At 58.7% G+C, this 22,876-nt stretch carries 21 protein-coding genes and 5 pseudogenes; 20 read left to right on the forward strand and 6 right to left on the reverse strand.

Going from position 1 to position 22,876, the window contains the following annotated elements; translation table 11 throughout:
* Positions 1-125: 125 nt before the first annotated feature.
* Positions 126-1,433 carry an NAD(P)/FAD-dependent oxidoreductase gene (locus tag ACSQ2Z_RS05535; RefSeq protein ID WP_436082991.1) on the reverse strand — a complete coding sequence of 436 codons (1,308 nt, stop codon included), beginning with the start codon at positions 1,431-1,433 and terminating at the stop codon, positions 126-128.
* Here ACSQ2Z_RS05535 and ACSQ2Z_RS05540 point away from each other — a divergent pair.
* The 5 genes and pseudogenes from ACSQ2Z_RS05540 to ACSQ2Z_RS05560 all read left to right on the forward strand — a co-directional run bounded on the left by ACSQ2Z_RS05540 (position 1,318) and on the right by ACSQ2Z_RS05560 (position 5,602).
* On the forward strand, positions 1,318-1,671 hold the full coding sequence (locus ACSQ2Z_RS05540) for a hypothetical protein (protein WP_436083144.1): 354 nt from the start codon (positions 1,318-1,320) through the stop codon (positions 1,669-1,671). The two genes, ACSQ2Z_RS05535 and ACSQ2Z_RS05540, sit on opposite strands and share 116 nt — an antisense overlap.
* 464 nt (positions 1,672-2,135) lie before the next feature.
* The gene (locus ACSQ2Z_RS05545; protein WP_436080271.1) at positions 2,136-2,804 is read left to right on the forward strand and encodes a haloacid dehalogenase type II; all 669 of its coding nucleotides are present in this window, start codon (positions 2,136-2,138) and stop codon (positions 2,802-2,804) included.
* Positions 2,805-2,811: 7 nt separating this feature from the next.
* Positions 2,812-2,955, forward strand: a pseudogene (locus tag ACSQ2Z_RS05550) (FAD-dependent oxidoreductase); the annotation flags it as partial.
* A gap of 98 nt (positions 2,956-3,053) precedes the next feature.
* Positions 3,054-4,181 carry a phosphotransferase enzyme family protein gene (locus tag ACSQ2Z_RS05555; protein ID WP_436080272.1) on the forward strand — a complete coding sequence of 376 codons (1,128 nt, stop codon included), beginning with the start codon at positions 3,054-3,056 and terminating at the stop codon, positions 4,179-4,181.
* A 92-nt stretch (positions 4,182-4,273) separates the two neighbouring features.
* A complete protein-coding gene (locus tag ACSQ2Z_RS05560) occupies positions 4,274-5,602 on the forward strand; it encodes an aspartate aminotransferase family protein (protein ID WP_436080273.1) in 1,329 nt (442 codons plus the stop codon).
* Between the two features lie 82 nt (positions 5,603-5,684).
* On the opposite strand, the gene ACSQ2Z_RS05565 is transcribed toward ACSQ2Z_RS05560, so the two are convergent.
* Positions 5,685-5,921, reverse strand: a complete 237-nt coding sequence (locus ACSQ2Z_RS05565; protein ID WP_436080274.1) for a hypothetical protein — start codon at positions 5,919-5,921, stop codon at positions 5,685-5,687.
* A gap of 284 nt (positions 5,922-6,205) precedes the next feature.
* On the opposite strand from ACSQ2Z_RS05565, the pseudogene ACSQ2Z_RS05570 reads away from it, so the two are divergent.
* Positions 6,206-6,482, forward strand: a pseudogene (locus tag ACSQ2Z_RS05570) (hypothetical protein); the annotation flags it as partial.
* A gap of 1 nt (position 6,483) precedes the next feature.
* Positions 6,484-6,672: pseudogene (locus tag ACSQ2Z_RS05575) on the forward strand (FAD-dependent oxidoreductase); the annotation flags it as partial.
* A gap of 74 nt (positions 6,673-6,746) precedes the next feature.
* Here the strand turns inward: ACSQ2Z_RS05575 and ACSQ2Z_RS05580 are convergent.
* The 3 genes and pseudogenes from ACSQ2Z_RS05580 to ACSQ2Z_RS05590 form a co-directional block, all read right to left on the reverse strand.
* Positions 6,747-7,002 (reverse strand): annotated as a pseudogene (locus ACSQ2Z_RS05580) (aldehyde dehydrogenase family protein); the annotation flags it as partial.
* A gap of 219 nt (positions 7,003-7,221) precedes the next feature.
* The gene (locus ACSQ2Z_RS05585; protein ID WP_436080275.1) at positions 7,222-7,890 is read right to left on the reverse strand and encodes a haloacid dehalogenase type II; all 669 of its coding nucleotides are present in this window, start codon (positions 7,888-7,890) and stop codon (positions 7,222-7,224) included.
* Positions 7,891-8,317: 427 nt separating this feature from the next.
* Positions 8,318-9,199: a LysR substrate-binding domain-containing protein gene (locus tag ACSQ2Z_RS05590; RefSeq protein WP_436080276.1), complete on the reverse strand. Its 882-nt coding sequence runs from the start codon at positions 9,197-9,199 to the stop codon at positions 8,318-8,320.
* A gap of 75 nt (positions 9,200-9,274) precedes the next feature.
* On the opposite strand from ACSQ2Z_RS05590, the gene ACSQ2Z_RS05595 reads away from it, so the two are divergent.
* Genes ACSQ2Z_RS05595 through ACSQ2Z_RS05605 form a run of 3 tightly spaced genes read left to right on the forward strand, consistent with a single transcriptional unit; the run spans position 9,275 to position 12,151 of the window.
* On the forward strand, positions 9,275-10,444 hold the full coding sequence (locus ACSQ2Z_RS05595) for a four-carbon acid sugar kinase family protein (RefSeq protein WP_436080277.1): 1,170 nt from the start codon (positions 9,275-9,277) through the stop codon (positions 10,442-10,444).
* Positions 10,431-11,444 carry a 4-hydroxythreonine-4-phosphate dehydrogenase PdxA gene (gene pdxA / locus ACSQ2Z_RS05600; protein ID WP_436080278.1) on the forward strand — a complete coding sequence of 338 codons (1,014 nt, stop codon included), beginning with the start codon at positions 10,431-10,433 and terminating at the stop codon, positions 11,442-11,444. Before ACSQ2Z_RS05595 ends, pdxA begins: the two co-directional genes overlap by 14 nt.
* Complete coding sequence (locus ACSQ2Z_RS05605; protein ID WP_436080279.1) at positions 11,441-12,151, forward strand: 4-hydroxythreonine-4-phosphate dehydrogenase; 711 nt, start codon at positions 11,441-11,443, stop codon at positions 12,149-12,151. The genes pdxA and ACSQ2Z_RS05605 overlap by 4 nt, the downstream gene beginning before the upstream one ends.
* Before the next feature lie 198 nt (positions 12,152-12,349).
* On the opposite strand, the gene ACSQ2Z_RS05610 is transcribed toward ACSQ2Z_RS05605, so the two are convergent.
* Positions 12,350-12,826: an Lrp/AsnC family transcriptional regulator gene (locus ACSQ2Z_RS05610; protein WP_436080280.1), complete on the reverse strand. Its 477-nt coding sequence runs from the start codon at positions 12,824-12,826 to the stop codon at positions 12,350-12,352.
* Between the two features lie 134 nt (positions 12,827-12,960).
* On the opposite strand from ACSQ2Z_RS05610, the gene ACSQ2Z_RS05615 reads away from it, so the two are divergent.
* The 10 genes and pseudogenes from ACSQ2Z_RS05615 to eutC all read left to right on the forward strand — a co-directional run.
* The gene (locus ACSQ2Z_RS05615; protein WP_436080281.1) at positions 12,961-14,448 is read left to right on the forward strand and encodes an NAD-dependent succinate-semialdehyde dehydrogenase; all 1,488 of its coding nucleotides are present in this window, start codon (positions 12,961-12,963) and stop codon (positions 14,446-14,448) included.
* Positions 14,449-14,458: 10 nt separating this feature from the next.
* On the forward strand, positions 14,459-15,859 hold the full coding sequence (locus ACSQ2Z_RS05620; RefSeq protein ID WP_436080282.1) for an aspartate aminotransferase family protein: 1,401 nt from the start codon (positions 14,459-14,461) through the stop codon (positions 15,857-15,859).
* Positions 15,860-15,891: 32 nt separating this feature from the next.
* Positions 15,892-16,704 carry an amino acid ABC transporter ATP-binding protein gene (locus tag ACSQ2Z_RS05625; protein WP_436080283.1) on the forward strand — a complete coding sequence of 271 codons (813 nt, stop codon included), beginning with the start codon at positions 15,892-15,894 and terminating at the stop codon, positions 16,702-16,704.
* Between the two features lie 5 nt (positions 16,705-16,709).
* Positions 16,710-17,528 (forward strand): transporter substrate-binding domain-containing protein, encoded by an 819-nt coding sequence (locus tag ACSQ2Z_RS05630; RefSeq protein WP_436080284.1) that lies wholly within the window; start codon positions 16,710-16,712, stop codon positions 17,526-17,528.
* A gap of 60 nt (positions 17,529-17,588) precedes the next feature.
* Positions 17,589-18,302, forward strand: a complete 714-nt coding sequence (locus ACSQ2Z_RS05635) for an ABC transporter permease subunit (protein ID WP_436080285.1) — start codon at positions 17,589-17,591, stop codon at positions 18,300-18,302.
* A gap of 1 nt (position 18,303) precedes the next feature.
* Positions 18,304-18,984 (forward strand): ABC transporter permease, encoded by a 681-nt coding sequence (locus tag ACSQ2Z_RS05640; protein WP_436080286.1) that lies wholly within the window; start codon positions 18,304-18,306, stop codon positions 18,982-18,984.
* A gap of 22 nt (positions 18,985-19,006) precedes the next feature.
* Positions 19,007-19,360 (forward strand): cupin domain-containing protein, encoded by a 354-nt coding sequence (locus tag ACSQ2Z_RS05645; RefSeq protein WP_436080287.1) that lies wholly within the window; start codon positions 19,007-19,009, stop codon positions 19,358-19,360.
* Between the two features lie 43 nt (positions 19,361-19,403).
* Positions 19,404-20,723, forward strand: a complete 1,320-nt coding sequence (locus ACSQ2Z_RS05650) for an NAD(P)/FAD-dependent oxidoreductase (protein ID WP_436082992.1) — start codon at positions 19,404-19,406, stop codon at positions 20,721-20,723.
* A 156-nt stretch (positions 20,724-20,879) separates the two neighbouring features.
* Positions 20,880-21,863 (forward strand): hydroxyectoine utilization dehydratase EutB, encoded by a 984-nt coding sequence (gene eutB, locus ACSQ2Z_RS05655; RefSeq protein WP_436080288.1) that lies wholly within the window; start codon positions 20,880-20,882, stop codon positions 21,861-21,863.
* Positions 21,863-22,855, forward strand: a pseudogene (gene eutC, locus ACSQ2Z_RS05660) (ectoine utilization protein EutC); the annotation flags it as partial. The gene eutB and the pseudogene eutC, both read left to right, overlap by 1 nt.
* Positions 22,856-22,876 lie beyond the last annotated feature (21 nt).

Genomic DNA, 22,876 nt, shown 5'->3' on the forward strand with positions numbered 1-22,876 from the left:
ACCATAACTCTAATGACGGGTCACGATGAGTGTTATTCTGTGGCCCGATGCGCTCGCCCGACTTGTTGGAACGACCCAGAGTGCCGCGCCATAGGGAGATAAGACCCGGGTTCCAATGGCCGGGATCACCGCTGATCCCATTTGTCCAGCATTCCATAATACCAAACCGCCAACGGAAGAAACCAGGGCTTGCCGTTGAAATATGGGCGCGTCTCAAAGCTGAGTTCGCTGTAAACCGTCTTGCCCTGGTCATTGCCGAGCATTTCGTTGGCGATTTTACCGCCGAGCCAGCTGGAGCGCGCGACGCCTGTGCCGTTGTAGCCGCCGGCGAAAAACATCCCGTCGATGGTGTCAACGTGCGGGAAATGGTCGAAGGTGAAGCCCAATTGGCCGTGCCAGTAGTGGCTGATCTTGTGTGCGTTCAATTCCGGAAAGATCTTGACCAGCAGGCTGCGAAGATAGTTTGCGTTCGCGGTGTTGCTTTTCACCGTGCCGCTCATGTCGAGAACACGTCCACCCAGGATGATGCGTGTTCCATCAGGCGAAGGGCGATAGTAAGTCACCACGCGCTGGCTGCCGGCAAGCATCTGCTGCTTCGGCATCAGCTTTCTCATAAGCTCCGGCGGCAGCTGTTCCGTTGCGACCAAGCCGCTGCCAACGGGAATAATGCGACGCCTTAGATAGGGCAGCAGCGCGCCGCTGTATCCATTGGTCGCTATCAGGACTTGGCGTGCCATGACATCCCGACCCTGAACCTTGAATGCAAACGCGCCAGCCTTTTGCTGAAGATCGGTTACACGGGCATTGTTGAAGACGCGCACGCCCAGGCGCTGGGCGGCTTCGGCCAGGCCTTTGACATATTTTGCTGGATGAAGCCCTGCATAACCAGGCATGGCGATCCCGCCGTGATAAAGATTGGAACCAACTTCCTTATGCTGTTCGGACCGCGGAACCATATAGGCGTCGCACGGGAGCACTTTGCGAATGCGCTCTATGTTGTTGCCCAGGCTGTCGTAGATGCGCGGGGTCATTGCCCCCTTGAAATATCCAACCACCTTCAGGTCGCAGTCGATCTGTTCCTTTGCGACAACATCTTTGACGTATTGCAGCGATTGAAAGCTCTCCTCCACGACGCGTCGGGCCATGTCTGCGCCATAGGAGGTCATCGCGGTATCGAAGAACGCCCAGCCGGGCCCTAGAAATCCGCCGTTGCGCGACGAAGCACCCCAGCCCGGTGCGTCAGCGTCATAGACGCTGACTTGCTTGCCGGCCCTTGCAAGAACAAGAGCCGCGTTGAGGCCCGTGAAGCCACCGCCGATGATTGCGACCTCCGTGGAGGAGGGGATATCGTCGGCATTGGCTCCGTTCGGACGGGCCTCATCCCACCAAAAAGGGCTGGCGACGGCATCATCAGTGAAGAAGGGCGCTTTCAAACTAGACATTGTCGTCACTCACATTGGTAGATATGGCGCAGAAAGTCCTGCATCAGAAATTTGCCGACAACGAGACCTCATCGGTCGACCGCCGCCAAGCAGCTTCAGAAGACGGCGGATCGCGAAACACTTGGTGTTGGATATTGCTGTGACGCAGAACAAAATGACGTTGCTCGCCCGTTGCGGCGCATTAACTGCTGAATGGGATCAAAAAGGATTTCGACACTTCAACATGTAACTGGTTCTTGTGTGCGAAAAGATGAAAGTAAACAGCCCGAGCCTCTAGGCTGGAGCAGCGAGGCGCTCGAAACTAAGCCGCCTGTCGGGCAAGGTGGGTTTCAAATTCCGCTGGCGATCGATAGCCAAGGGCTGAGTGCAGCCGCTTGGCATTGTAGACCTCTTCGATAAACTTGGGCAATCGCTCGGCCACGTCCGCAAAAAGTTTCGTAGAAAGCGGGATAAACGTCCTCCACTTTCAGGGCCTTCATGAAGCTCTCGGCCTGAGCATTGTGATCAGGGCTGCCGACGGCGCTCATGGACCCACGCAGACCGGCGATAGTCCAAGCAAGACGCACAATCTGCCAAAGCGGCTTCGGATACGAAAGAATCTGCTTTGACAATTCGTATTTCGGTAAAACTCGTGGTCGAGCGTCGGCCTATGATGATCGCAGATAAAACCGCGCATCAGTTCAGGACCAGATCATGGCTCATTTCCGTCCGAAATTCATCACCTTCGACTGCTACGGCACGCTGACCAACTTCCAGATGGCAGAAGCCGCGCGCGACCTTTATGGCGAACAGCTCGACGAGCCACATATGGTTGAGTTCATCAAGAACTTCGCCGCCTACCGTCTCGACGAGATCCTCGGCGATTGGAAACCTTACAATGAGGTGGTTCACAATTCGCTCGAACGGGCCTGCAAGCGCAATGGCATAAAATTCCACGAGGAAGCGGCGCGAATGGTTTATGAGCGCGTGCCGACCTGGGGGCCGCATGCCGACGTACCGGCCGGTCTTGCCAAGGTCGCCAAGGAAATCCCGCTGGTCATCCTTTCCAACGCGATGAATTCGCAGATCATGTCGAATGTCGAAAAGCTCGGCGCACCGTTTCATGCCGTCTATACTGCGGAGCAGGCGCAGTCCTACAAGCCACGCTTCAAAGGCTTCGAATACATGTTCGATATGCTGGGCTGCGGGCCGGAGGACATTCTCCACTGCTCGTCCTCCTTCCGCTACGACCTGATGTCGGCGCACGACCTCGGCATCAGGAACAAGGTCTGGGTCAATCGCGGTCACGAGCCGGCGAACCCCTATTACGGTTATGTCGAAATCAGGGATATCTCGGGCCTGCCCGGCGTCGTCGGGCTTTGAGAGAAACATGATCATGAAATCCTACTGGCACGACACGGCGCTCGTCTTCGGCGATGCCGCGCAACGCCCGGTCGAAGGCCATTATGACGTCGCTGTCATCGGCGGCGGTTTAACCGGCCTTGCTGCAGCGCGCCACCCGGCCAAGGCCGGCTGGAACTTCTAAACAGCGGGGATTGTCCGTCAATCGACCGCTTCTCATGTTCCAATGCATGAAAAGCATCGATCCCCGACAGGCGAGGAACGTCAAAATTGGGTGTTTGTAATGATGTGGTCACTGAGGGCCACGTGGGTCATCGGAAGGGCTCCCAGGCTCTCGATACCGATACGCCTGTCTCGGCAGCTTCAAGCGAAGCCTATTTTCGAGCTGCCACGGCGATCTTGGCCATGCGGCCGGGCTCCTCTGAACCGGACCTGTCGGCGGCCTTGCTGAAGCGCCACTACGGATTGACGGGACCGATCGCTACATTGTCCTCCGAGATCGAGCGCACCGTTGAAGTCAACTTGTCGGATGGCCGTCGATTGATCTTAAAGATGTCGACCAGACCGGAGGCCGTCGGCAGCTTTCGTTTCCAAGCCGCCGCTATGGCTGGATTGCAAGGGGCCGCGGGCTTCGTTGCACCCGAAGTGCTCCGCACGAGCAACGGCTCATTGATGTTTGAGCAAGAGGGAGTATGCGGGTACTTGCAGACTCGTCTCGAAGGCATTCCGCTGCACCAAGCGACGCCAACTCCCGACCTGCTTTTCCGAACCGGCAGTGCTCTCGCACGGCTCGACTTAGCTCTTGATCTGGTCAGTGTGCCCGCAGCCCACCGCCCCGTTCTTTGGCACGTCGGGTGCTGGTCGCGGTTGATGGAGCTAGAGCAATACCTGCCATCCGGCACTGTTGCAGATAGCGTACGTGTCGCGATGGACAACTATGTCGAGTTTGTTGAGCCGCAAATCTCGAATGTGGCGTGGCAGATAACGCATAATGATCCCAGCCCATTCAATATGATGGTAACTGGCCAGGAAATGGGTTTCATCGATTTTGGCGATGGCTGTTGGAGCCCTAGAATTCAAGACCTCGCGATTGCTGCAAGTCACGTGGTAAAGGACCCGACTATCGCTTTGGGCGGGGCAGAATATCTTATTGCTGGTTATGCCTCGGTCATTCCACTTTCCGCGCTTGAAGCAAGACTGCTTGTCGGACTAATGCGGGCGCGACAAAGCGCACTGATCTTGATCAACTACTGGCGATCCCACCTTTTCCCTGCCGACGCCCAGTACATCAAAAAGAATGTCGCGCGCGCCGAGCACGGCCTTTCTATTCTTGCACCCCTTGGTGTCGATGAGGGCGAGGCGGCAGTCCTCGCGGCAATGTCGTCGTTCCACCCGTAATACAATATCGGTTCGATCGGACCCTGACACGGTGCCCGAAAAAAGAAGAACCGCGAATTGATCAAGGTACTCTCTCAAGCAGGTTGAAGCACATGTCCACAGACCTCATGCCAAATCGCTACACACCCGGTGAAGCTGATCTTCCGACGCGCGAGTCCGAGCTTATTGCCCGCCGAAACAATGTTCTTGGAGCTTCCTATCGGCTCCAGTATCGGCGACCGGTTCATTTCCTTCGCGGCGAAGGCATGTGGCTCTACGATCCTGACGGCCGGGCCTACCTTGATTTCTACAACAACGTACCGTCTCTCGGCCACTGCCATCCAGAAGTAAACGCTGCCATGGCTGAGCAGGCCGGCCGGATAAGTGCCAACACGCGCTATCTCGAACCAAAACTTGTCGACTATGCCGAGCGACTGATCGAAACCTTCCCTTACGAGCTGGACCGGGTGGTTTTTACTTGCACGGGAAGTGAATCCAACGACTTGGCCCTGCGTATCGCGCGATTGGCAAGCGGCAACGAAGGTGTGATCGTCTCGTCCTACGCCTATCACGGCACCAGCGCGGCCACAGCAACGGTGTCGCCCAACCTGGGTGACGCGGTCAAGCTCAGTCCGTTCGTGCGCATGGTGTCTCTACACGGCCCCGCAGGCGTGCCGGAATCGCAAGCTGCGGATTTCTTCGAAACGCAGGTTCGCGCTGCCATTGTCGATCTAAACCGCCGGGGCATTGGCGTTGCCGCCCTCCTCATCGACAGCATTTTCTCCAGCGACGGCGTATGGGTCGATCCTCCTGGCTTCATCGCCGGTGGTGTTGCGGCAGTGCGAGAAGCAGGCGGTCTTGTAATCGCCGACGAAGTTCAACCCGGCTTTGGCCGGACCGGCGCTCATATGTGGGGCTTTGAGCGGCACGGGATCGTTCCGGACGTGGTCACCCTTGGCAAGCCCATGGGCAATGGATTTCCAATTGGCGCTGTCGTTGGACGGAAATCACCGATGGACCAATTTGGTGCTACAGCTCGATATTCAAACACATTCGCCGGCAACACAGTGGGGATAGCAACGGCGGACGCCGTGCTGACAATTCTCCAGCGCGATCAGATCCCTCAAAACGCGCTTGCCATGAGCGAGCGGCTCCGAGCCGGGCTGGAGAAACTTGCCATGCTGCCCTACGGCATAGGCGGCATTCGAAACGCAGGTCTGTTCTTTGGCATCGATCTGGGGCTGGAGGGCGCACCGGCTGCAAGCCGGCGGGCCATGGCTTTGAATGTGGTGAATGCGATGCGAGACGACGGTGTCCTTGTTAGCACGACGGGCGCCAATGAAGACTCGCTTAAAGTGCGCCCTCCGCTCGTTTGCCAAGCCGAGCATGTGGACCAATTTCTTGCAGCCTTGGAGCGCGCCCTCATCAAAATCGCAGGCTAGCTTCCGGGCTGTGTTGCAAAAACATGCTTGTTGCGCCATCTGGCTCCGGCTGTATTGGCAGCAGGTTTTTTAACGAGCGATATCAAGTGGCGGCATTTTCGCGGAGAATAATCTGGGCCGTCCGTTGGTACTGCAAATGCGGCATCAGCCAGCGTGCCGTGGTGGACAGGCTTGTCGGTTCCGCTTTTGTCGATGCCGGCCGTGGCGCACGCCGAACGGCAGGGCAGACGTCGATGAGCTTGGTCTCGTCCCGACCCGGAAACAGCCAAACCTCGGGTCTCGCCAGCCGGCAATAGACCCGCAGGATCGCGAGCGTCACGTCATCGTTCGTCCGCCGGCGCAGGGCTTGTCTCTGTCATCCCTCATTCTTCTGTTCCGAAAGTTGGGCAAACAACCCAACCCTTCAAAACAGCACCAATCATGCAAATCCTGCGCTCCAATTGCCGCAAGTGACTTCATTCAATCCCCACAGTCCACATCTCGATGGTAAACCGCAGCAAGACGCACAATCTGCCAAAGCGGCTTCGGATACGAAAGAATCTGCTTTGACAATTCGGATTTCGGTAAAACTCATGGTCGAGCGTCGGCCTATGATGATCGCAGATGAAGCCCCGCATCAGTTCAGGATCAGATCATGGCCATTTCCGCGCGAAATTCATCACCTTCGACTGCTACGGCACGCTGACCAACTTCCAGATGCAGAAGCCGCGCGACCTTTACGGCGAACAGCTCGCAGAGCCACATATGGTTGAGTTCATCAAGAACTTCGCCGCCTACCGTCTCGACGAGATCCTCGGCGATTGGAAACCTTATCGTGAGGTGATCACAATTCGCTCGAAAGGCATGCAAGCCCAACGGCATAAAATTCCACGAGGAAGCGGGGCTATTCCGGCCATGGGGCACAGTTGTCGACACATCTCGGCATGATCATCGCCGATGCCATTCTCGGCAAAGCTGATCGCCATCCTCTCAAGGGACTCGACTGGCCGGCCGTTCCCGGCCATGTCGGCAAGCCGTCGTTCCTGCCGCTCGTCGGGTTGTACTACAAAACCCTCGACCGATTTCAGTAACTGACGCCGCGACCAACGAGAAGGGCCGCCGGGATGATCTCTCGGCGCGCTTTTTCGTTATTCTTTCCAGTCGGTCAGGCAAGCCTGCCGATGTGGAAGCTCTTGATTTCCAGATATTCCTCGATGCCGCACTGGGCGCCTTCGCGGCCGAGGCCGGATTGCTTGATGCCGCCAAACGGGGCGAACTTCTGTTGAAATGGCTGCGATATTCAGTCCAGCCATGCCGAACTCGAGCGACTCTGCGGCACGCCAGGAGTGCTTCAGGCTCTCGGTGCAGAAATAGGCCGCGAGGCCGAAAGGCGTCGCGTTGGCGATCGTGATTGCCTCCTGGCATCCTGGACCTTTGGGCTGTCCGCGAAAGACTGTGCCGGCCTTCGCCGAAGGATCCACTCGCTTTAAGTTGTTGCGGAAGGTCGGGCAGGGGCAATCCCCTATCGGATGGGGATCATTGCGCGTGTACCACTACCTCGCCACAGCTACCTCTCGCCTGGTCTTTCTTCCGGCCCCGGTAAAAAGGGGGGGCTCTGCAAGACGAATCATCCTCGCGTTTTAGAGTCCGAAAACGCCAGGTAGCTCGGAAACATCGCGTATTTCCGTATACTCGTAGAATGGGTTTGCTGGCTCGTGGCCGCGATTAACCCAGACCTTGCTCTTGATCCCCAGATCATAGGCAGACATCAGGTCGTGGCGGAAAGACGAGGAAACGTGCGTTATGTCCTCTGGGCCGCATCCCAGCATGTCGAACATATATTCGAACGCTTTGAAGTGCGGCTTATAGGCGCCCGCCTGTTCAGCGGTGTAGACGGCATGAAATGGCGCGCCGAGCTTTGCCACGTTTGACGGGATTTGGGCTATCATGGAGTTCGTAAGGATAACCAGCGGAATTTCCTTGGCCAGTTTAGCCAATCCCTCGGGTACGTCCTGATGCGGTCCCCAGGTCGGGATGCGGTTGTAGATCGTTTCAGCGTCTTCGGCACGGAATGTGACGTTGTTGCGGCGGCAGGTGCGCTCCAGTGCGTTGTGAACGACATCTGCGTAAGGCTTCCAGTCCTGCATCACCTCATCGAGGCGATAGCCTTGGAAGTTTCTGACGAACTCGTCCATGCGCAGCCCATCCAGAAGATGACCGAACAAATCCCTAGCGGCTTCCGCCATTTGGAAATTGATGAGCGTGCCGTGGCAATCAAAAGTCACGTATTTCGGCCGGAAGCGGTCCATATCCTTGGCTCCTGTCGTTTGTCTTATGAACCGAGAATAGCTGCATGGCTGTGGCAGAATGTGCCAAAGTGCATGGTCATTCGGCAGAAGGCCTCACCCATTCACCGCAAAACCAGCACGACCTTTCGCACTGCTGTCTCATGCGAGCCTTTCGAGCTGTATCAGCCCGAGGAAGCGAGAGGATGGGTGGCACCGCCTCCATAGTCGTTTGCCGGTCCCCCGCCGCTCTGCTGGCTTTGCTCTAAGCTGATCGCCACGGCTCGCCATGCCGAATAGCGGCGGCACTGTTCTTTGTTCGTTGTTGCTTTGGCGTGGGCAGCTCCCGCCTACCGGGAACGACGAGCTCCGCCCAAACTTGGACACACAAGCGCAATTGCTATTGGGAGTCCTGCGAAGCGATTCCCGTACGCAAGTATTCCTACACTTTCTACATCTTCTTGAACGATCTCTCGGACTCCGCGGTCAGCCAATCGCGCAATGCGGAGAGGCCGGGAGAAACAATGATCGACTTCGGATGGATCAGGCCGTAGTCGGTCCCGTCGCGATCGAAGCCGAGTGGTGCTTCCAATCGCCCATTCGCGACGTCATCCGCTGCAATCGCCTGTGGTGCAAGAGCAACGCCAAGACCACCCAGGGCCGCTTCAGCCATCAGGAAATGATGATCCAGCAATCGGGTTGTTCGAGGACGCGGCGCATCCATGTGCTCGTCGAACCACGCTTCCCAGGCATTCGGTCGCGTCCGTGATCCGAGCGCCACATAGTCGCCACTCTCGAACCGCTTGCGCAGGGATGGTAGCATCACCGGGCCAACACGCTCGGGCATCAGCCTGATGATGGTCCATTCCGGGTCCACCGGAAAATCGAGACGACGGATCGCAAGCGTCACCCGGTCGCGCGCGAAGTCGAGCCCACCGCCGCCGGTCGATAGATGCACCTCGACATCCGGGTATCGATCCTGAAACCCAGACAGGCGCGGAATCAGCCAGCGCATCGCCAGCGAGCGCTCGCAGGACAGGATAATCGGAATGGGCGTCGAGCTGGATCTGATTTCTGCCAAGGTATCAGTGATTAAGCTGAACGCCTTGCCGGTCGCCTCCGCCAGCTTCTCGCCATCGGAGGTCAGACGCACTCCGCGTCCGTCCGCTTCGAGCAAGCGCAGACCAAGATCGGCGGAGAGTTTGGAGACGCGACGGCTGACTGCACCATGCGTCAGAGCAAGTTCGGCAGCCGCAGCACGCACAGACCCTAGACGCGCCACTGTTTCGAAGGCACGCAGATCGTCGAGAAAAGGTACGTCAGATCGTTTCATTGGTGATTTCATATCACCACCAATCGTCAGATCATATGGATAATCGGTTCTGACCGTTCTGCTATTCTCACCAACATGAAGCAGAACACATCTCTCCTCGTCGGGATAATCGCCGACGACCTGACCAGTGCTACCGACGGCGCGGCTGCCTTTCTCGGGAAAGGCCATGCGCCTCTGATCAAGCGAAATGCCGACAGCCCGGAAATTGGGGCCGTCGTTTCGATCGACACCAACAGCCGCGCCTCTGCCATCTGGCAGGCGACAAAGGCTACGGCCGACGCGGTGTCGGCTCTCTCGAGTGCCCGCCTTCTGTTCAAGACGATCGATTCGACCCTGCGCGGCCATATCCGCCTGGAAGTCGCCGCCGCCTTTCGCGCAAGCGGCCGGAGCAGGCTTGTCATCGCTCCAGCCTTTCCCGAAGCGGGGCGGCTCACCGTCGGCGGTATCCAGACGGTGAACGGCATTCCCGTGAGTCAAAGCGTCTACGGCTGTGATGCAGTCCATCCCGCAGGCACATCGCACATTGCCAATCTGATTGACCCGTCCCTGGGAAGACCGATCCTTCTCGCCCAAGACAGTTCCGGCGATGCGGCGACGAGCGCATCCATTCTGATCCTCGACGCCGACAGCCAAGACGTATTGAACCGGCAAGTCGCCAGCATCCCCGATCCTGAAACTGTCCTGTGGGTGGGCTCTCCTGGTCTCGCCATCGCGCTGGCATCGCTGGTCCCTGTCGTGCCGGATGAACGCGCGGTAACGGGCAAAGCCGCCGGGCGCATGGTGATTGTCGCAGGAAGCGCCAATCCGGTAACGCGCGCCCAATGCGAGATCTTGCGGGAACAAGGCGTTCCAGTCGTCGCCGACCTGGCCGACGCTCCCGGCGATGCCCGTGTGATTTGCCTTCAGGCACCGCTGCAACGGCAGGCGAATGCCAGCGCGTTGATGGCGAACCTCGCCGGACAAGCAGCCGCAGCGGTCGTCCGGCATGACTGTGACGCGGTGATCGCCACCGGCGGCGAGACGATGGCGGCGATCCTCGACCGCCTCGGCGTCAGCCGTTTCTTTCTCACCCGCGAGCTGGAGCCCGGCTTTCCGGTCGGTCGCGCCCGACGGGCGGACGGAACGTCGCTCACCATCGCCATGAAGGCGGGAGGGTTCGGCTCACCCTCGGCACTCCTTGATGCCGTCCGCGACCTGCTGGCCAAACCGCTTTCACGAAAGGCTCTGATCCATGACCGCCCATGACGCTCCTCTCGCCGTGACTATGGGTGATCCCTCCGGCATCGGCCCCGAGATCATCGCAAAAATGTATCTCCGTCGCCCGGACAAACGGCACTGGATCGTCGTCGGTGATCCGCTGGTGATGAACCACGCCCTTTCCGCGCTGGATGCCGATGTGCGGGTCCGGCCGATCGCTTCCCTTGATGAGACCGTGCCCGATGACGGAACGCTCAACGTGCTTTGCTCCTCGCAGCTTCGCGTCCTGCCACCGGTCAGCCAGGTTTCGGCCATCGGTGGACGCGCGGCGTTTGACGCGATCGTTGTCGCGATCCGATTGGCGCGGGACGGTCGCGTAAGCGGCATCGTTACGGCGCCGATCCATAAGGAAGCGCTCGCCGCCGCCGGTCTGCACTATCCCGGCCACACCGAAATTTTGGCCGATCATGGCGGCGCTCCCAAGGTCGCCATGATGCTGGCGAACGAGGACATTCGCACGGTCCTCGTCACCATCCATTGTTCGCTGTCCGAGGCGATCCGCAAAGGCGATTTCGCGGCGCAGATGGACGCGATCCGGCTGGCCCATGCCGGTGCGCAGGCGCTCGGCATCGCCCATCCGCGTGTCGCTGTCGCGGGCCTCAATCCGCATGCCGGCGAAGGCGGTCTCTTCGGAGACGAGGAAATCCGCATCATCCGGCCGGCGATCGAGGCGGCCCGTGACGAAGGTATCGACGCATCCGGCCCATGGCCCGGCGACACCGTGTTCATGCAGGCCCGCAAGGGCCGCTTCGACATCGTGGTCGCGCAGTATCACGACCAGGGCCTCATCCCGGTCAAATACATGGGCCTCGACCATGGCGTGAACGTCACCCTGGGCCTGCCGTTCGTGCGCACCAGTCCCGATCACGGCACCGCCTTCGATATCGCGGGGTCCGGCGTTGCAGACCCTTCCAGCCTTGAGACCGCCTTCGACTACGCCCTTCGGCTGAAGGCTTCCCTCCCGAACCTGAAAGCCAAAACCTCATGACACCATTCGACTTCATCTTCATGCTGACACGCAACGACCGCACCGTGGCCGACGCCGCCGTCCACGCCGAAACGGCGCTCCGGGCCGGAATCCGCCACATCGGCTTCAAGGACGTCGGCCTGCCGTTCGACGCGCTCGCCGGCCTCGCCCGCCAGATCCGCGAGGGCGGAGCCAGCACCTATCTCGAAGTCGTATCGCTCGACCGCGACAGCGAGATCCGCTCGGTCAAGGCGGCGATCGACCTCGGCGTCGACTATCTTCTCGGTGGCACCCATGCCGAAGACGTGCTGCCGCTTTTGGAAGGGACGCCGATCCGCTACTATCCGTTTCCGGGCCGCATCGTCGGGCACCCGAGTATTCTCGAAGGATCGCAGGCCGAGATCGTCAAAAGCGCCGTCACGCTTGCCAGCCACCCCGGTGTCGCCGGTCTCGACCTTCTCGCCTATCGTTCGGCAGGTAATGTGCCATCTCTCATCGACGCTGTGTGTCGAGCCGTGCCGAAGCCCATTATCGTCGCGGGATCGGTGGACCGGCCGGATCAGGTCGAGACTATTCGCAGGAATGGCGCAGCGGGATTTACCGTCGGTACCTCTGCGCTGGACGGCCGGTTCCCGGCAGAAGGTCCCGCACTCGAATTCCAACTGCGGGCGATCTCGGCGTGCCTCGAAGGACATCAAGAGAGCATGCCGCTGTCGCGCAATTCCTGATTTTTTGGCGGAAGCGAGTTGAACTAAAATCGCTCACCTCCGGCGCGTAGCGAGCGGCCTCTACAGCGCCGCGCGTCAAATATGACGCGCAAAGGACGCTGTAGCACTTTAAAGTGCTGCATAATTTTATCCTTAAATCGATTCCGATTTAAGGAACTATGCAGTAGCGTTGTCGGCCGGAGGCTCCGCGCAGGGGATTCACGAAAAGTCATCCAAATCGATGGGCACCGAGAACCCGGTTTTGACCCGATCCATTACGACCATTGTCTTGAAGCCCTTGATGTCAGGATTCTCATAGAAGAATTTCCGGGTAAAACCTTCGTAGTCCTCCATGCTCTGCGCGGTCACGATGAGCACGAAGTCTGAATCTCCTGTGACGTAGTATCCGTTCATCACCTCCGGCGTATGGCGGATCGACTGTTTGAAGCGGTCAACAATGTCAGCCCTTTCGCGCTCAAGCGACACAAGCACGAGCATCGCGATGGGTCGGCCGACTGCTTTCGGTTTCACGATCGACACGTCTGCCTCGATTACCCCCTTTTCGCGCAGTCGCTTCAGGCGACGCTGGACCGCTGTGGCCGAGAGACCGACCATGGCACCCAGCTCTTCACTGCTGTGGCGATTGTGGCTCTGCATGATGCTGAGCAGGCGGGCATCAAGGCGATCAAGGTTCATCGAAAAATCCGCATAATTTCTTCGTGTATCGCCGCAAGAAAGCAGGATTTACGCGCTTTGGCAACTCTTCATAGCGAAATAATGCGCCCTAATGACCTTAAGCTCCATCCACCAGAAGGCGGGGCACGAAGAACATGCTTGATGCAGCGATAACGGCGCGACGCGCCCTAGGACATCTTAATGATCCGGAACTGCTGCGGTCTCAGCCGTATATCGATGGCCAGTGGCAAAAATCCAGCAGTGCGACCGGAGTCGCAGACCCGGCAACCGGTGACGAAATTGCCCGTGTCGGCGATTGCGATGTGCGGATGCTTGATCAAGCGATCGCCGCGGCCGAGAACGCCTTCAAGACCTGGCGCGTTCTTCTTGCCCGTGAGCGCGGTAAGATTATCTTGTCCTGGGCGGACCTCATCCGTCGACATGCGCGTGATCTGGCCACAATCCTGACCGCGGAACAGGGCAAGCCCCTTGCCGAGTCCGAGGCTGAAATCCTTTACGGCGTTGGCTTTATCGAATGGTTCGCAGCCGAAGGCGAGCGGGCATATGGCGAGACGATCCCCAGCCACAAGCCTGCCAGCCGCCTGTTCGTTTCCATGCAGCCGGTTGGTGTCAGCGCCGCCGTCACGCCATGGAACTTCCCAAGCGCCATGATCGCAAGAAAGGCAGCTGCGGCACTTGCTGCCGGATGCCCGGTCATCGTGAAACCGGCCGTCGAAACGCCCTTGTCGGCACTGGCGCTGGCCGAGCTCGCTCACCGCGCCGGTTTCCCGCGCGGTGTCTTCCAGGTTGTGACCGGCGAACCCGAGCTTCTGACGGATGGGCTGCTCGCCGACGAACGCGTGCGGGCTTTTTCCTTCACCGGATCGACCGATGTAGGCCGCCTTCTTCTTACAAAAGCGGCCGCCACAGTCAAAAAGGTCTCCATGGAACTCGGCGGTCATGCCCCCTTTATCGTCTTCGACGATGCCGATCTCGATGAGGCGGTGGAAGGCTGCGTTGGCGCGAAATTCACGACATCAGGACAGGACTGTCTCGCCGCAAACCGCATCTATGTCCAGGATGGCATTTACGAGGCTTTTGTGAATAGGCTTCAGCGCCGCGTCGAAGCGCTGAGGGTGGGGCAGGGGTTTGAGGCGGGTATCGACATTGGACCGATGACGAAGACGTCGGTCGTCGAGAAATGCCGTGTCCATATCGAGGACGCTGTCAGAAAAGGCGCGCGGTTGCTCGTGGGCGAAATCCCCGATCCCGCACTCGGAAATTTTGTCGCCCCGACCCTGCTGGCTGATGTCACCCACGAGATGCTCATCGCGTTGGAAGAGACCTTCGGTCCGGTAGCGCCCGTTCTTCGTTTCACGAGCGAGGAAGAGGTTCGTGCCGGCGCGAATGCAAGCGAGATGGGCCTGGCGGCCTACGTTTATACGCGCGATCTGAACCGCGCGATGCGCCTTTCGGACATGCTCGAATATGGAATGGTGGGTGTCAACACCGCATCCTTTACCGGTGCGCCTATTCCTTTTGGCGGCTGGAAACAGTCAGGACTGGGACGGGAGGGCTCACGCCACGGCCTGCAGGAATTCATGGAACTCAAATATGTGTGCTTCGGCGGACTGGCGGAGTAAGGAAATGACGATGACGAACATTGCTGAAATCGCAGAAATGGACCGCAGAACGGTTCTCCATCCCTTCACCTATCTGAAGGATTACGCATCGGGCGACACCGATCCTACCATCATCGAGACGGGTAAGGGCGTTCGTATAAAGGACGCGACCGGCAGGGAGTACATCGACGGGTTTGCCGGTCTCTATTGCGTGAACATCGGTTACGGTCGCACTGAAGTCGCCGAGGCGATCGCACGACAAGCTTACAAGCTTGCCTACTACCATTCTTACGCCGCTCACACCACTGAAGAGCTGGCACGTCTTTCCGATCGGCTCGTCAGAATGGCGCCGGGAAACATGTCGAAAGTCTTCTATGGCCTGTCAGGCTCCGACGCGAACGAGACCCAGGCGAAAATCGTCTGGTACTACAACAATCTTCGCGGAATGCCGCAGAAGAAGAAGATCATCGCACGTGAGCGCGGATACCACGGGTGTTCCGTTGTCGCCGGCTCCATGACGGGTTTGAGCTTTTACCACGATCATATGGACCTGCCGGTTTCCGGCATCCTCCGCACTGGCGTTCCGCATTTCTACCGGGGTGCACCGCCCGGAGAAACCGAAGAAGCGTTTTCTCAGCGCCGCGCCGACGAACTGGAGGCACTCATTATTGCCGAAGGTCCGGAAACGGTTGGCGCGTTCATTGCCGAGCCGGTGCTTGGAACCGGCGGCATTACCCCGCCGCCCGCCGGATACTGGCCAAAGATTCAGGCCGTGCTCCAGAAATATGATGTGCTGCTGATCGCCGATGAAGTTGTCTGCGGGTTCGGTCGCACCGGTGCCATGTTCGGCTCGGATCTCTACGGGATGGAACCGGATCTGGTGACTGTCGCCAAGGGTCTGACATCTGCCTATGTGCCCCTGTCCGCCTCGATTGTGTCGCAAAAAGTCTACGACGTCATGGAGGAAGCAACGCCGCGTGTGGGTTCCTTCTCCCATGGTTACACCTATTCCGGCCATCCGATCGGCGCTGCGGCCGCAAACGCGGTTCTCGATATCGTCGAGCGGGAGGATCTGGCGGGCCAGTCCGCGAAGAAAGGCGCCTACCTCTTGAAACGGTTGAAGGCGGAGTTCGAGCAGAACCCGATCGTCGGCGAAGTTCGCGGCGTAGGAATGCTTGCTGCGCTCGAGTTCGTGTCCGACCGCGGAACCAAGGCTTCGTTTGATCCGGGTCTCAAAGTCGGAGGGCGTATTTCCCAGGCGGCCCGTAATCGCAACCTGATTGCCCGGGCGATGCCACACGGGGACATCCTGGGCTTCGCTCCGCCGCTGGTCATGACGGAAGCCGAAATCGACGAAGTGGTCGCGATCGCGAAAGCTGCGGTCGACGAGGTGATGAAGGAGTTGGACGCTCAAGGTGCTGTGGCGGGATAAAGGATGACCAATTGCCTGGAGAGTTGTCACGCATGAACGAGGTTCTGAAGGTCCATGAGCTGAACAAGGCGTTCGGATCCACGAATGTATTGAATGGTATCAGCTTCTGCATGAGCGAAGGGGAGGTGATCTCTCTGATCGGATCGTCAGGATGTGGAAAGAGCACCGCCCTTCGCTGCATCAACTTCCTGGAGACGCCGACGTCCGGGCAGATCGAGTTCATGGGGCAGGCGATCTCTGTCAGTTGCAACAAGCGTGGCGACAGCGAGATCGTCAACGCTTCCTACATCCGAGCGTTTCGCCAGCGGATCGGCATGGTGTTCCAGAACTTCAACCTCTGGCCTCACCGTACCGCCCTCGGCAACGTGACGGAGGCCCTGGTCTATGTGCTGAAACTCAGCAGAAAGGAGGCCGAAGAGGTTGCGCTGTCCGCCTTGTCGAAGGTTGGCATGGCGAGCTTCCGCGACCGCTATCCGCATCAACTGTCAGGCGGACAACAGCAACGGGTTGCGTTCGCACGTGTGCTGGCAATGCGACCAAAATTGATGTTGTGCGATGAACCAACATCCGCACTCGACCCGGAACTCGTCGGGGAAGTGCTGAAGGTTATCCGCACACTGGCGGAAGAGGGGGCCACGATCCTCCTCGTCACGCATGAAATGCGGTTCGCACGCGATGTGTCGAACCGGATGATATTCCTGCAAGAGGGCCGCCTTGAGCAGGACGACACGCCGGAAGAACTACTTCGAAATCCTGCCACGGAAGGGGTGAAGCGGTTTTTATCGAGCGTCATGCCGGCCAGCGCCTCGAGGCGTCTGGCCACAACAACAACGATAAAAGGGTAACAGACATGATCATCAGCAAAATCATCAAGTCAGCATTGGCAACCAGCCTGCTCGTCTCCGCTCTGGCCACGGCCGCTTCGGCCAAGGACGGGGTCCTGCGCATCGGCACGGAGGGCGATGCGCCGAAGTTCAGCATGGCCGATCCGAGCGGTAACGTGACCGGCTTTGACGCCGACATCGCCAACGGCATCTGCGCCGAACTCAAGTTGAAGTGCGAGTTCGTGGTGCAGACGTTCAGCTCGTTGGTGCCATCCATGGACAGCGACCGGTTCGACGTCATCATTTCCGGCCTTGGGATTACCGCCGAGCGCCAGAAGAAGATCGATTACTCCATTCCCTATGCGACCACGCCGCTTTACTTCGTCGTTGCGAAGGATTCTCCGCTCGCCGGACTGAAGAGCCTGCCCGAAATCGAAAAAGCCATCGAAGGCAAAAGTGTCGGCGTCGTCACCGGCACGACCTACGCCAAGTTCATCGAGAAGCGGATGCCTGGCGTCGAACTGAAGACATACGACGCGACCACCCAGCAGACCGCCGACCTCGCAAGCGGTCGTATCGATGTTGCTTTCGGCGACTCGCCGACCTGGATGGACTTTCTTGCAACACCTGACGGCGCCAACTTCACGAAGATCGACGTGAAGATCATGGCCGTGGATGACCCGGACGTTCTTGGGCACGGCATGGGCGTTGGCATGCGCAAGGGCAACACCGAGCTCAAAGCGAAAGTGGACGCCGCGCTTTGCAAGATGGTCAATGATGGCAAGGTGAAAGAAGCCTCGATGCACTGGTTCCAGGACGACTATACCATTCCCTGCAAGAAGTGATCCTTTTGAAGATGCGACCTGCCTTGGCTCGGTCCAAGGCAGGTCATTGGGATGGTGTCCATGCTAGCTGATTTCTGGATATTGATGGTGGAGCGAGACTGGGCGCTTGCTCTGCTGCGCGGAAGCGCTGTCACGATCGCGATCGGCCTGCTCGGCATGTCGTTGGGTTTTGTGGTTGCTACCCCGTTGGCTGTTCTGCGCTGGCAAAAAGTCGTCGTGGTTTCGCAACTGGTCGACGCCTACAGTATCGTCGTTCGCGGTGTTCCGGGGCTGCTGGTGATCTACCTGCTGTTTTTCGGGTCTGTCGATATGGTCAAAACCGTCGCGACCACGTTTGGCTACCAGGACTCGGTTGACAATGCCTACCCATACATTGTCGGCGTTATCGCCATAGCTGCAATCTCGTGCGCTTATTCCATCGAGGTCATCCGCGGCGCGCTTCAGGCGGTGCCATATGGTCTGCTTGAAGCTGCGAAGTCGCTCGCCTTGCCAACTCGGATCGCCTTCTCCCGCATCACCTTTCCGCTGGCATTACGGCTGGCGCTTGGAGGGATCAACAACGTGTGGCAGATGACGATCAAAGACACATCGCTGATCTCGGTGGTCGGACTGCAGGAACTGATGAGAACGGCTGCGATCGGAGCCGGGATTAACCGCTCTCCTCTCCTGTTTTATTGCATCGCCGCGGCTTTGTTCTTCTGCATGACGGCGGTCAGCCAAACCCTGTTTTCCAAGGCAGAACGGGCGCTGAACCGCGGCTTCGGAGGGCGATGATATGGATCTCGATATCATCACCTACGCCGTTCCCTTCCTGCTTGTCGGCGCCAAGACGACATTGCTGATCGCCCTGTTCGGAATTGTCTTCGGATTCCCGTTCGGTATCGTCGTCGGCCTTGGGCGCGGCTCGAAGAATAGGGTTCTGCGCAACATCTGCGACACCTACTGCACAATATTCCGCGGGACGCCGATGCTGGTGCAGATATTCGTCATTTATTACGGGCTGGCACAGGTAGGCTTCATCCGTCACAACCCGGTGCTATGGTGGATGATTGGCGATAGCCTGCACGCGGCGATCCTTGCCGTCGTGCTGAACACCGGCGCCTACACCGCTGAAATTTTCCGCACGGCTTTCCTCTCCCTGCCCAAGGGTCTTATCGAGGCGGCCGAAGCCTGCGGGATGTCTCCCTGGCATGTCTTCACGCGGGTGAAGTTTCCGCTGGCACTGCGCCAGGCGCTACCCGCCTACAGCAGCGAGGCCGCCATTATCGTCAAGGAATCGAGCCTCGCATCGACGATCACCGTGCTGGAAATCACCGGATACGCCAAGAGGTTGATGAGCGAGACCTTCGCGATCATGGACATCTTCATCATCAGCGCCGCCCTCTATCTCGCCATGAACGTCGTTGCTCTAACGGCATTGAAACTCCTCGAACGGCGCCTGTCGCTTGTCCGATAACCCACCCCAGAAAGGCTAGAACATGACCAACCTCACTTTTGTCGATCAGAACAACCTGCCGGAGCCGCGCAAGGGTCAGCCCGCGCCCGACCGGCTTATCGAGGGAAACCCGCAGTTCCTGTCCTGGGACATCGCCCAGACCGCGGACGGCGTTGTTCGTTCCGGTGTATGGGAAGCGACGCCCGGCGCCTATCGCTCGATCAAGGGCGACACTTTCGAGGTTTGTGTCATTCTTTCCGGCGTTTCGGAACTGACGGAGGACGGCTGCGAACCGCGCCGGATCGTCGCAGGTGACAGCTTCGTCATGCATCCCGGCTTCGTGGGTACCTGGAAGGTCATTGAGACCACGCGCAAGCTCTGGGTCTGCCGCGACTAATCATCACCAGCCCGGTGCATCCTATCCATTACGGTATCCGCTCATGACCCAAACTCTTCAGCATTCGGTTAAATCAACGCCCTATTGGTGGGACGACTGCACGTTCCCGTCGCTGCCGGTTCGGGACGTCGACAAGACCTGTGACGTGGCCATCGTCGGGGGTGGATATACCGGCTTGTCCGCGGCGATCGAACTGGCGCGGGCAGGCAAGCATGTTCAGCTCTTTGATCGTCAAGCTTTGGGTCAGGCAGCATCCAGCCGTAACGGTGGGATGGCGAGCGGTAGCATCCGACCGGGGCGCAAGGAGCTCATCAAGCGCTTCGGAGAGGACAGGGCAAACGGCATCCTCATGGAGGGGAAGGCTGCGCGGGAGGATCTCGGGCGTTTCCTGAAGGAGGAGGGTATCGAATGCGACTTCTTCCTGTCGGGTCTGTTCGACGGAGCCATGACGGCCGATGAGGCCAATGAGCTTCGTCGTCACGCCGACTTCCTTCGCAGCACCCTGGATATCGAGGCCTTTCCCGTCGAGCGGGCCGACGTTAGAAAGTACATCGGGACGGATCTCTATGTTGGAGGTCTGGTACGCAGGGACATTGGCGGTCTGCACCCCGCAAAGCTGCTTGCCGGTATGATCCGCATCGCACACGCGGCCAATGCCATCATTCACGAGAACACCGCGGTCTTGAGTTCAGCCAACGACGCCGCCGGTGTGCGCATCCAAACCCAACGCGGAGAGGTGTTTGCCAAAAAACTCCTCGTCTGCACCGATGGATACACCGATGGTTTTGATCCATGGCTGCGCCGCCGCCTGGTCCCGGTCCGCAGCAGGATCATAGCGACAGAGGCATTGGGCAAGGAGACTCTCGATCGCGTGATGCCCGCCCGCATGATGTACGGCGACATGCGAAAGCTGAGCTATTATTATCGCCCTTCACCGGATGGCACTCGGATCTTGTTCGGTGGACGAGACGGGACGACTGAGGGTGATCCCATCGCCCCGACCGTGCATTTACAAGCCGAACTGGCGAGGCTCTTTCCGGAACTCGCCGGTGTCGGCCTTACCCATAGCTGGTTCGGATACGTCGCGATGAACCGCGATATGATTCCGCGCATGTTTTCGTCTGGCAACACAGTCTATGCGACCGGCTTTTGTGGCTCCGGTATCGTATGGGGGCGCTGGCTGGGCAAGAAGGCGGCGTTCAAGATCCTCGGCGACGAGGAGCAATCGCGGTCCGCCTTCGACTTCGATCCAGCTCCCAAGGTCGTGCCGTTCTATTCCGGCAAGCCGTGGTTCATCCCGATCGTCTATTCGATGTACGAGCGGCACGACAGAAGGACCCTTCGCCGTCGCCAGAACAGCTGAAGCAAGCAATGGCGTTTCTCTTTCTGTGCGACGCCGTTCGAGGCGCCGTCTTCGCTGGAGCATTCTCGAGGCATCTGCCCGAGGTTTCCTTTTCAATGGCGGCGGACGAAGACGCACTCCATCGGTCGTAACGGTTTCTAGGGCAGGTGAAATAATATGATTAGCCAGGACTTGATCGAGCAGGCACGTGAGCGCATCGCCAGTCACGTCCTCCATACTCCTCTGACGACATCGACGTCACTCTCCGAACGCATCGGAGCGCAGGTCAGTTTGAAGCTTGAACATCACCAATTGACCGGTAGCTTCAAGCTCCGGGGTGCAACAAACGCAGTTCTTCAACTCAGCCAATTGGAGCGCGATCGCGGCGTCATCGCAGCCTCAACCGGCAATCACGGAAGAGCGCTTTCCTATGCCGCTCGGGCAGTTGGCTCTCGCGCGACCATCTGCATGTCGCGTCTGGTGCCGGAAAACAAGGTATCCGAAATCCGACGGCTGGGCGCAACAGTGCGCATCGTGGGTTCGTCGCAGGACGACGCACAAGAGGAAGTCGAACGGCTCGTTGCAGAGGATGGGCTCAGCATGATCCCGCCTTTTGATCATCCCCACGTCATCGCCGGCCAGGGAACGGTCGGGCTCGAAATCGCCGAGGCGATGCCCGAGGTCGCGGCAGTTCTCGTTCCTCTTTCTGGAGGTGGATTGGCCGCAGGCGTCGCGGCAGCCATAAAGGCCATGCGACCCGCGGCGAAGGTCATCGGTGTCACCATGGACCGCGGGGCAGCCATGAAGGCTAGTATCGACGCTGGTCACCCGGTGCAGGTGACGGAGTATCGCAGTCTGGCCGACTCGCTGGGAGGTGGCATCGGGTTGGATAACGCTTGGACTTTCCCGATGTGCAAAGCCCTTCTCGACGATGTTGTCCTCGTCAATGAACGCGAGATAGCAGCCGGTATCCGGCACGCCTATGAGTATGAGCGTGAGATAGTCGAGGGCGCTGGCGCCGTTGGTATCGCGGCGCTGCTTTCCGGCAAGCTGGCTCATATCAAAGGTCCGGTAGCAGTTATCTTGTCGGGCCAAAATATCGACATGACGCTGCATCGAAACGTCATCAACGGACTTGATATAGCGACTGAGGTGGATTGATGCCTATTATGAAAATACTCACTGAGCCTGAGCTCAGACAGATCATCTCGCTCGACCTCGATGTCGTTAAATGCGTGGAAGCCGCTTTTCGCGCCCTGGCCGTCGAAGATGCGGTGAAGATGCCGCCCATTCTGCGTCTGGATGTGCCTGAGAGCAGAGGCGAGGTCGATGTGAAAACCGCGTATATTCCCGGCTTGAGCGGTTTCGCGATCAAAATTAGCCCCGGTTTCTTTGACAATCCGAAGATCGGCCTTCCGAGCACCAACGGCATGATGATTTTGCTCTCAAGTAAAACCGGACTAGTTCAGGCACTTCTTCTGGATAATGGTTACCTGACCGACGTTAGGACGGCGGCCGCTGGTGCTGTCGCGGCAAAACATCTGTCGCGAGAAGATGCTTCGATCGCAACCATTTTTGGCGCCGGAGTCCAGGCGAGGCTGCAACTCCAGGCACTCACTCTGGTGAGACCAATCCGAGAAGTCCGTATATGGGCGCGTGATCAGCTCAAGGCGGAGGCGCTCGTCGAACAGTTGAAGCGCGAATACAGCTTGCCGGTCATTGCCTTCGCCGATCCAAGGGAAGCAGTATCGGGTTCCCATATCATTGTGACAACGACACCCGCAGACCGGCCGATTCTTGATGTCTCTTGGCTTCAACCTGGGCAGCACGTCACAGCCATGGGCTCCGACGCCGAACATAAAAACGAGATCGATCCGGCCGCGATTGCGCGCGCGGACGTATATGTGGCGGACAGCCTAAAACAGACACGGAGGCTGGGTGAACTTCATCATGCCATCGAGGCTGGGCTGTTTGCGGATGACACGGATTTTCCGGAACTGGGCCAAATTATCGCCGGCGGGAAGGTCGGACGTACTCGCGATGCAGACATCACAATAGCCGATCTTACCGGTACAGGTGTTCAGGATACAGCAATTGCAACGTTGGCCTTTCAGCGCGCTGAAGAACTCAATGCCGGCAAGATGTTTGAGAGCAAGGCGGTCGTGTCTTTGTGC

This window comes from Pararhizobium sp. LjRoot235, assembly GCF_964254145.1.
Taxonomy (GTDB): Bacteria; Pseudomonadota; Alphaproteobacteria; order Rhizobiales; family Rhizobiaceae; genus Pararhizobium.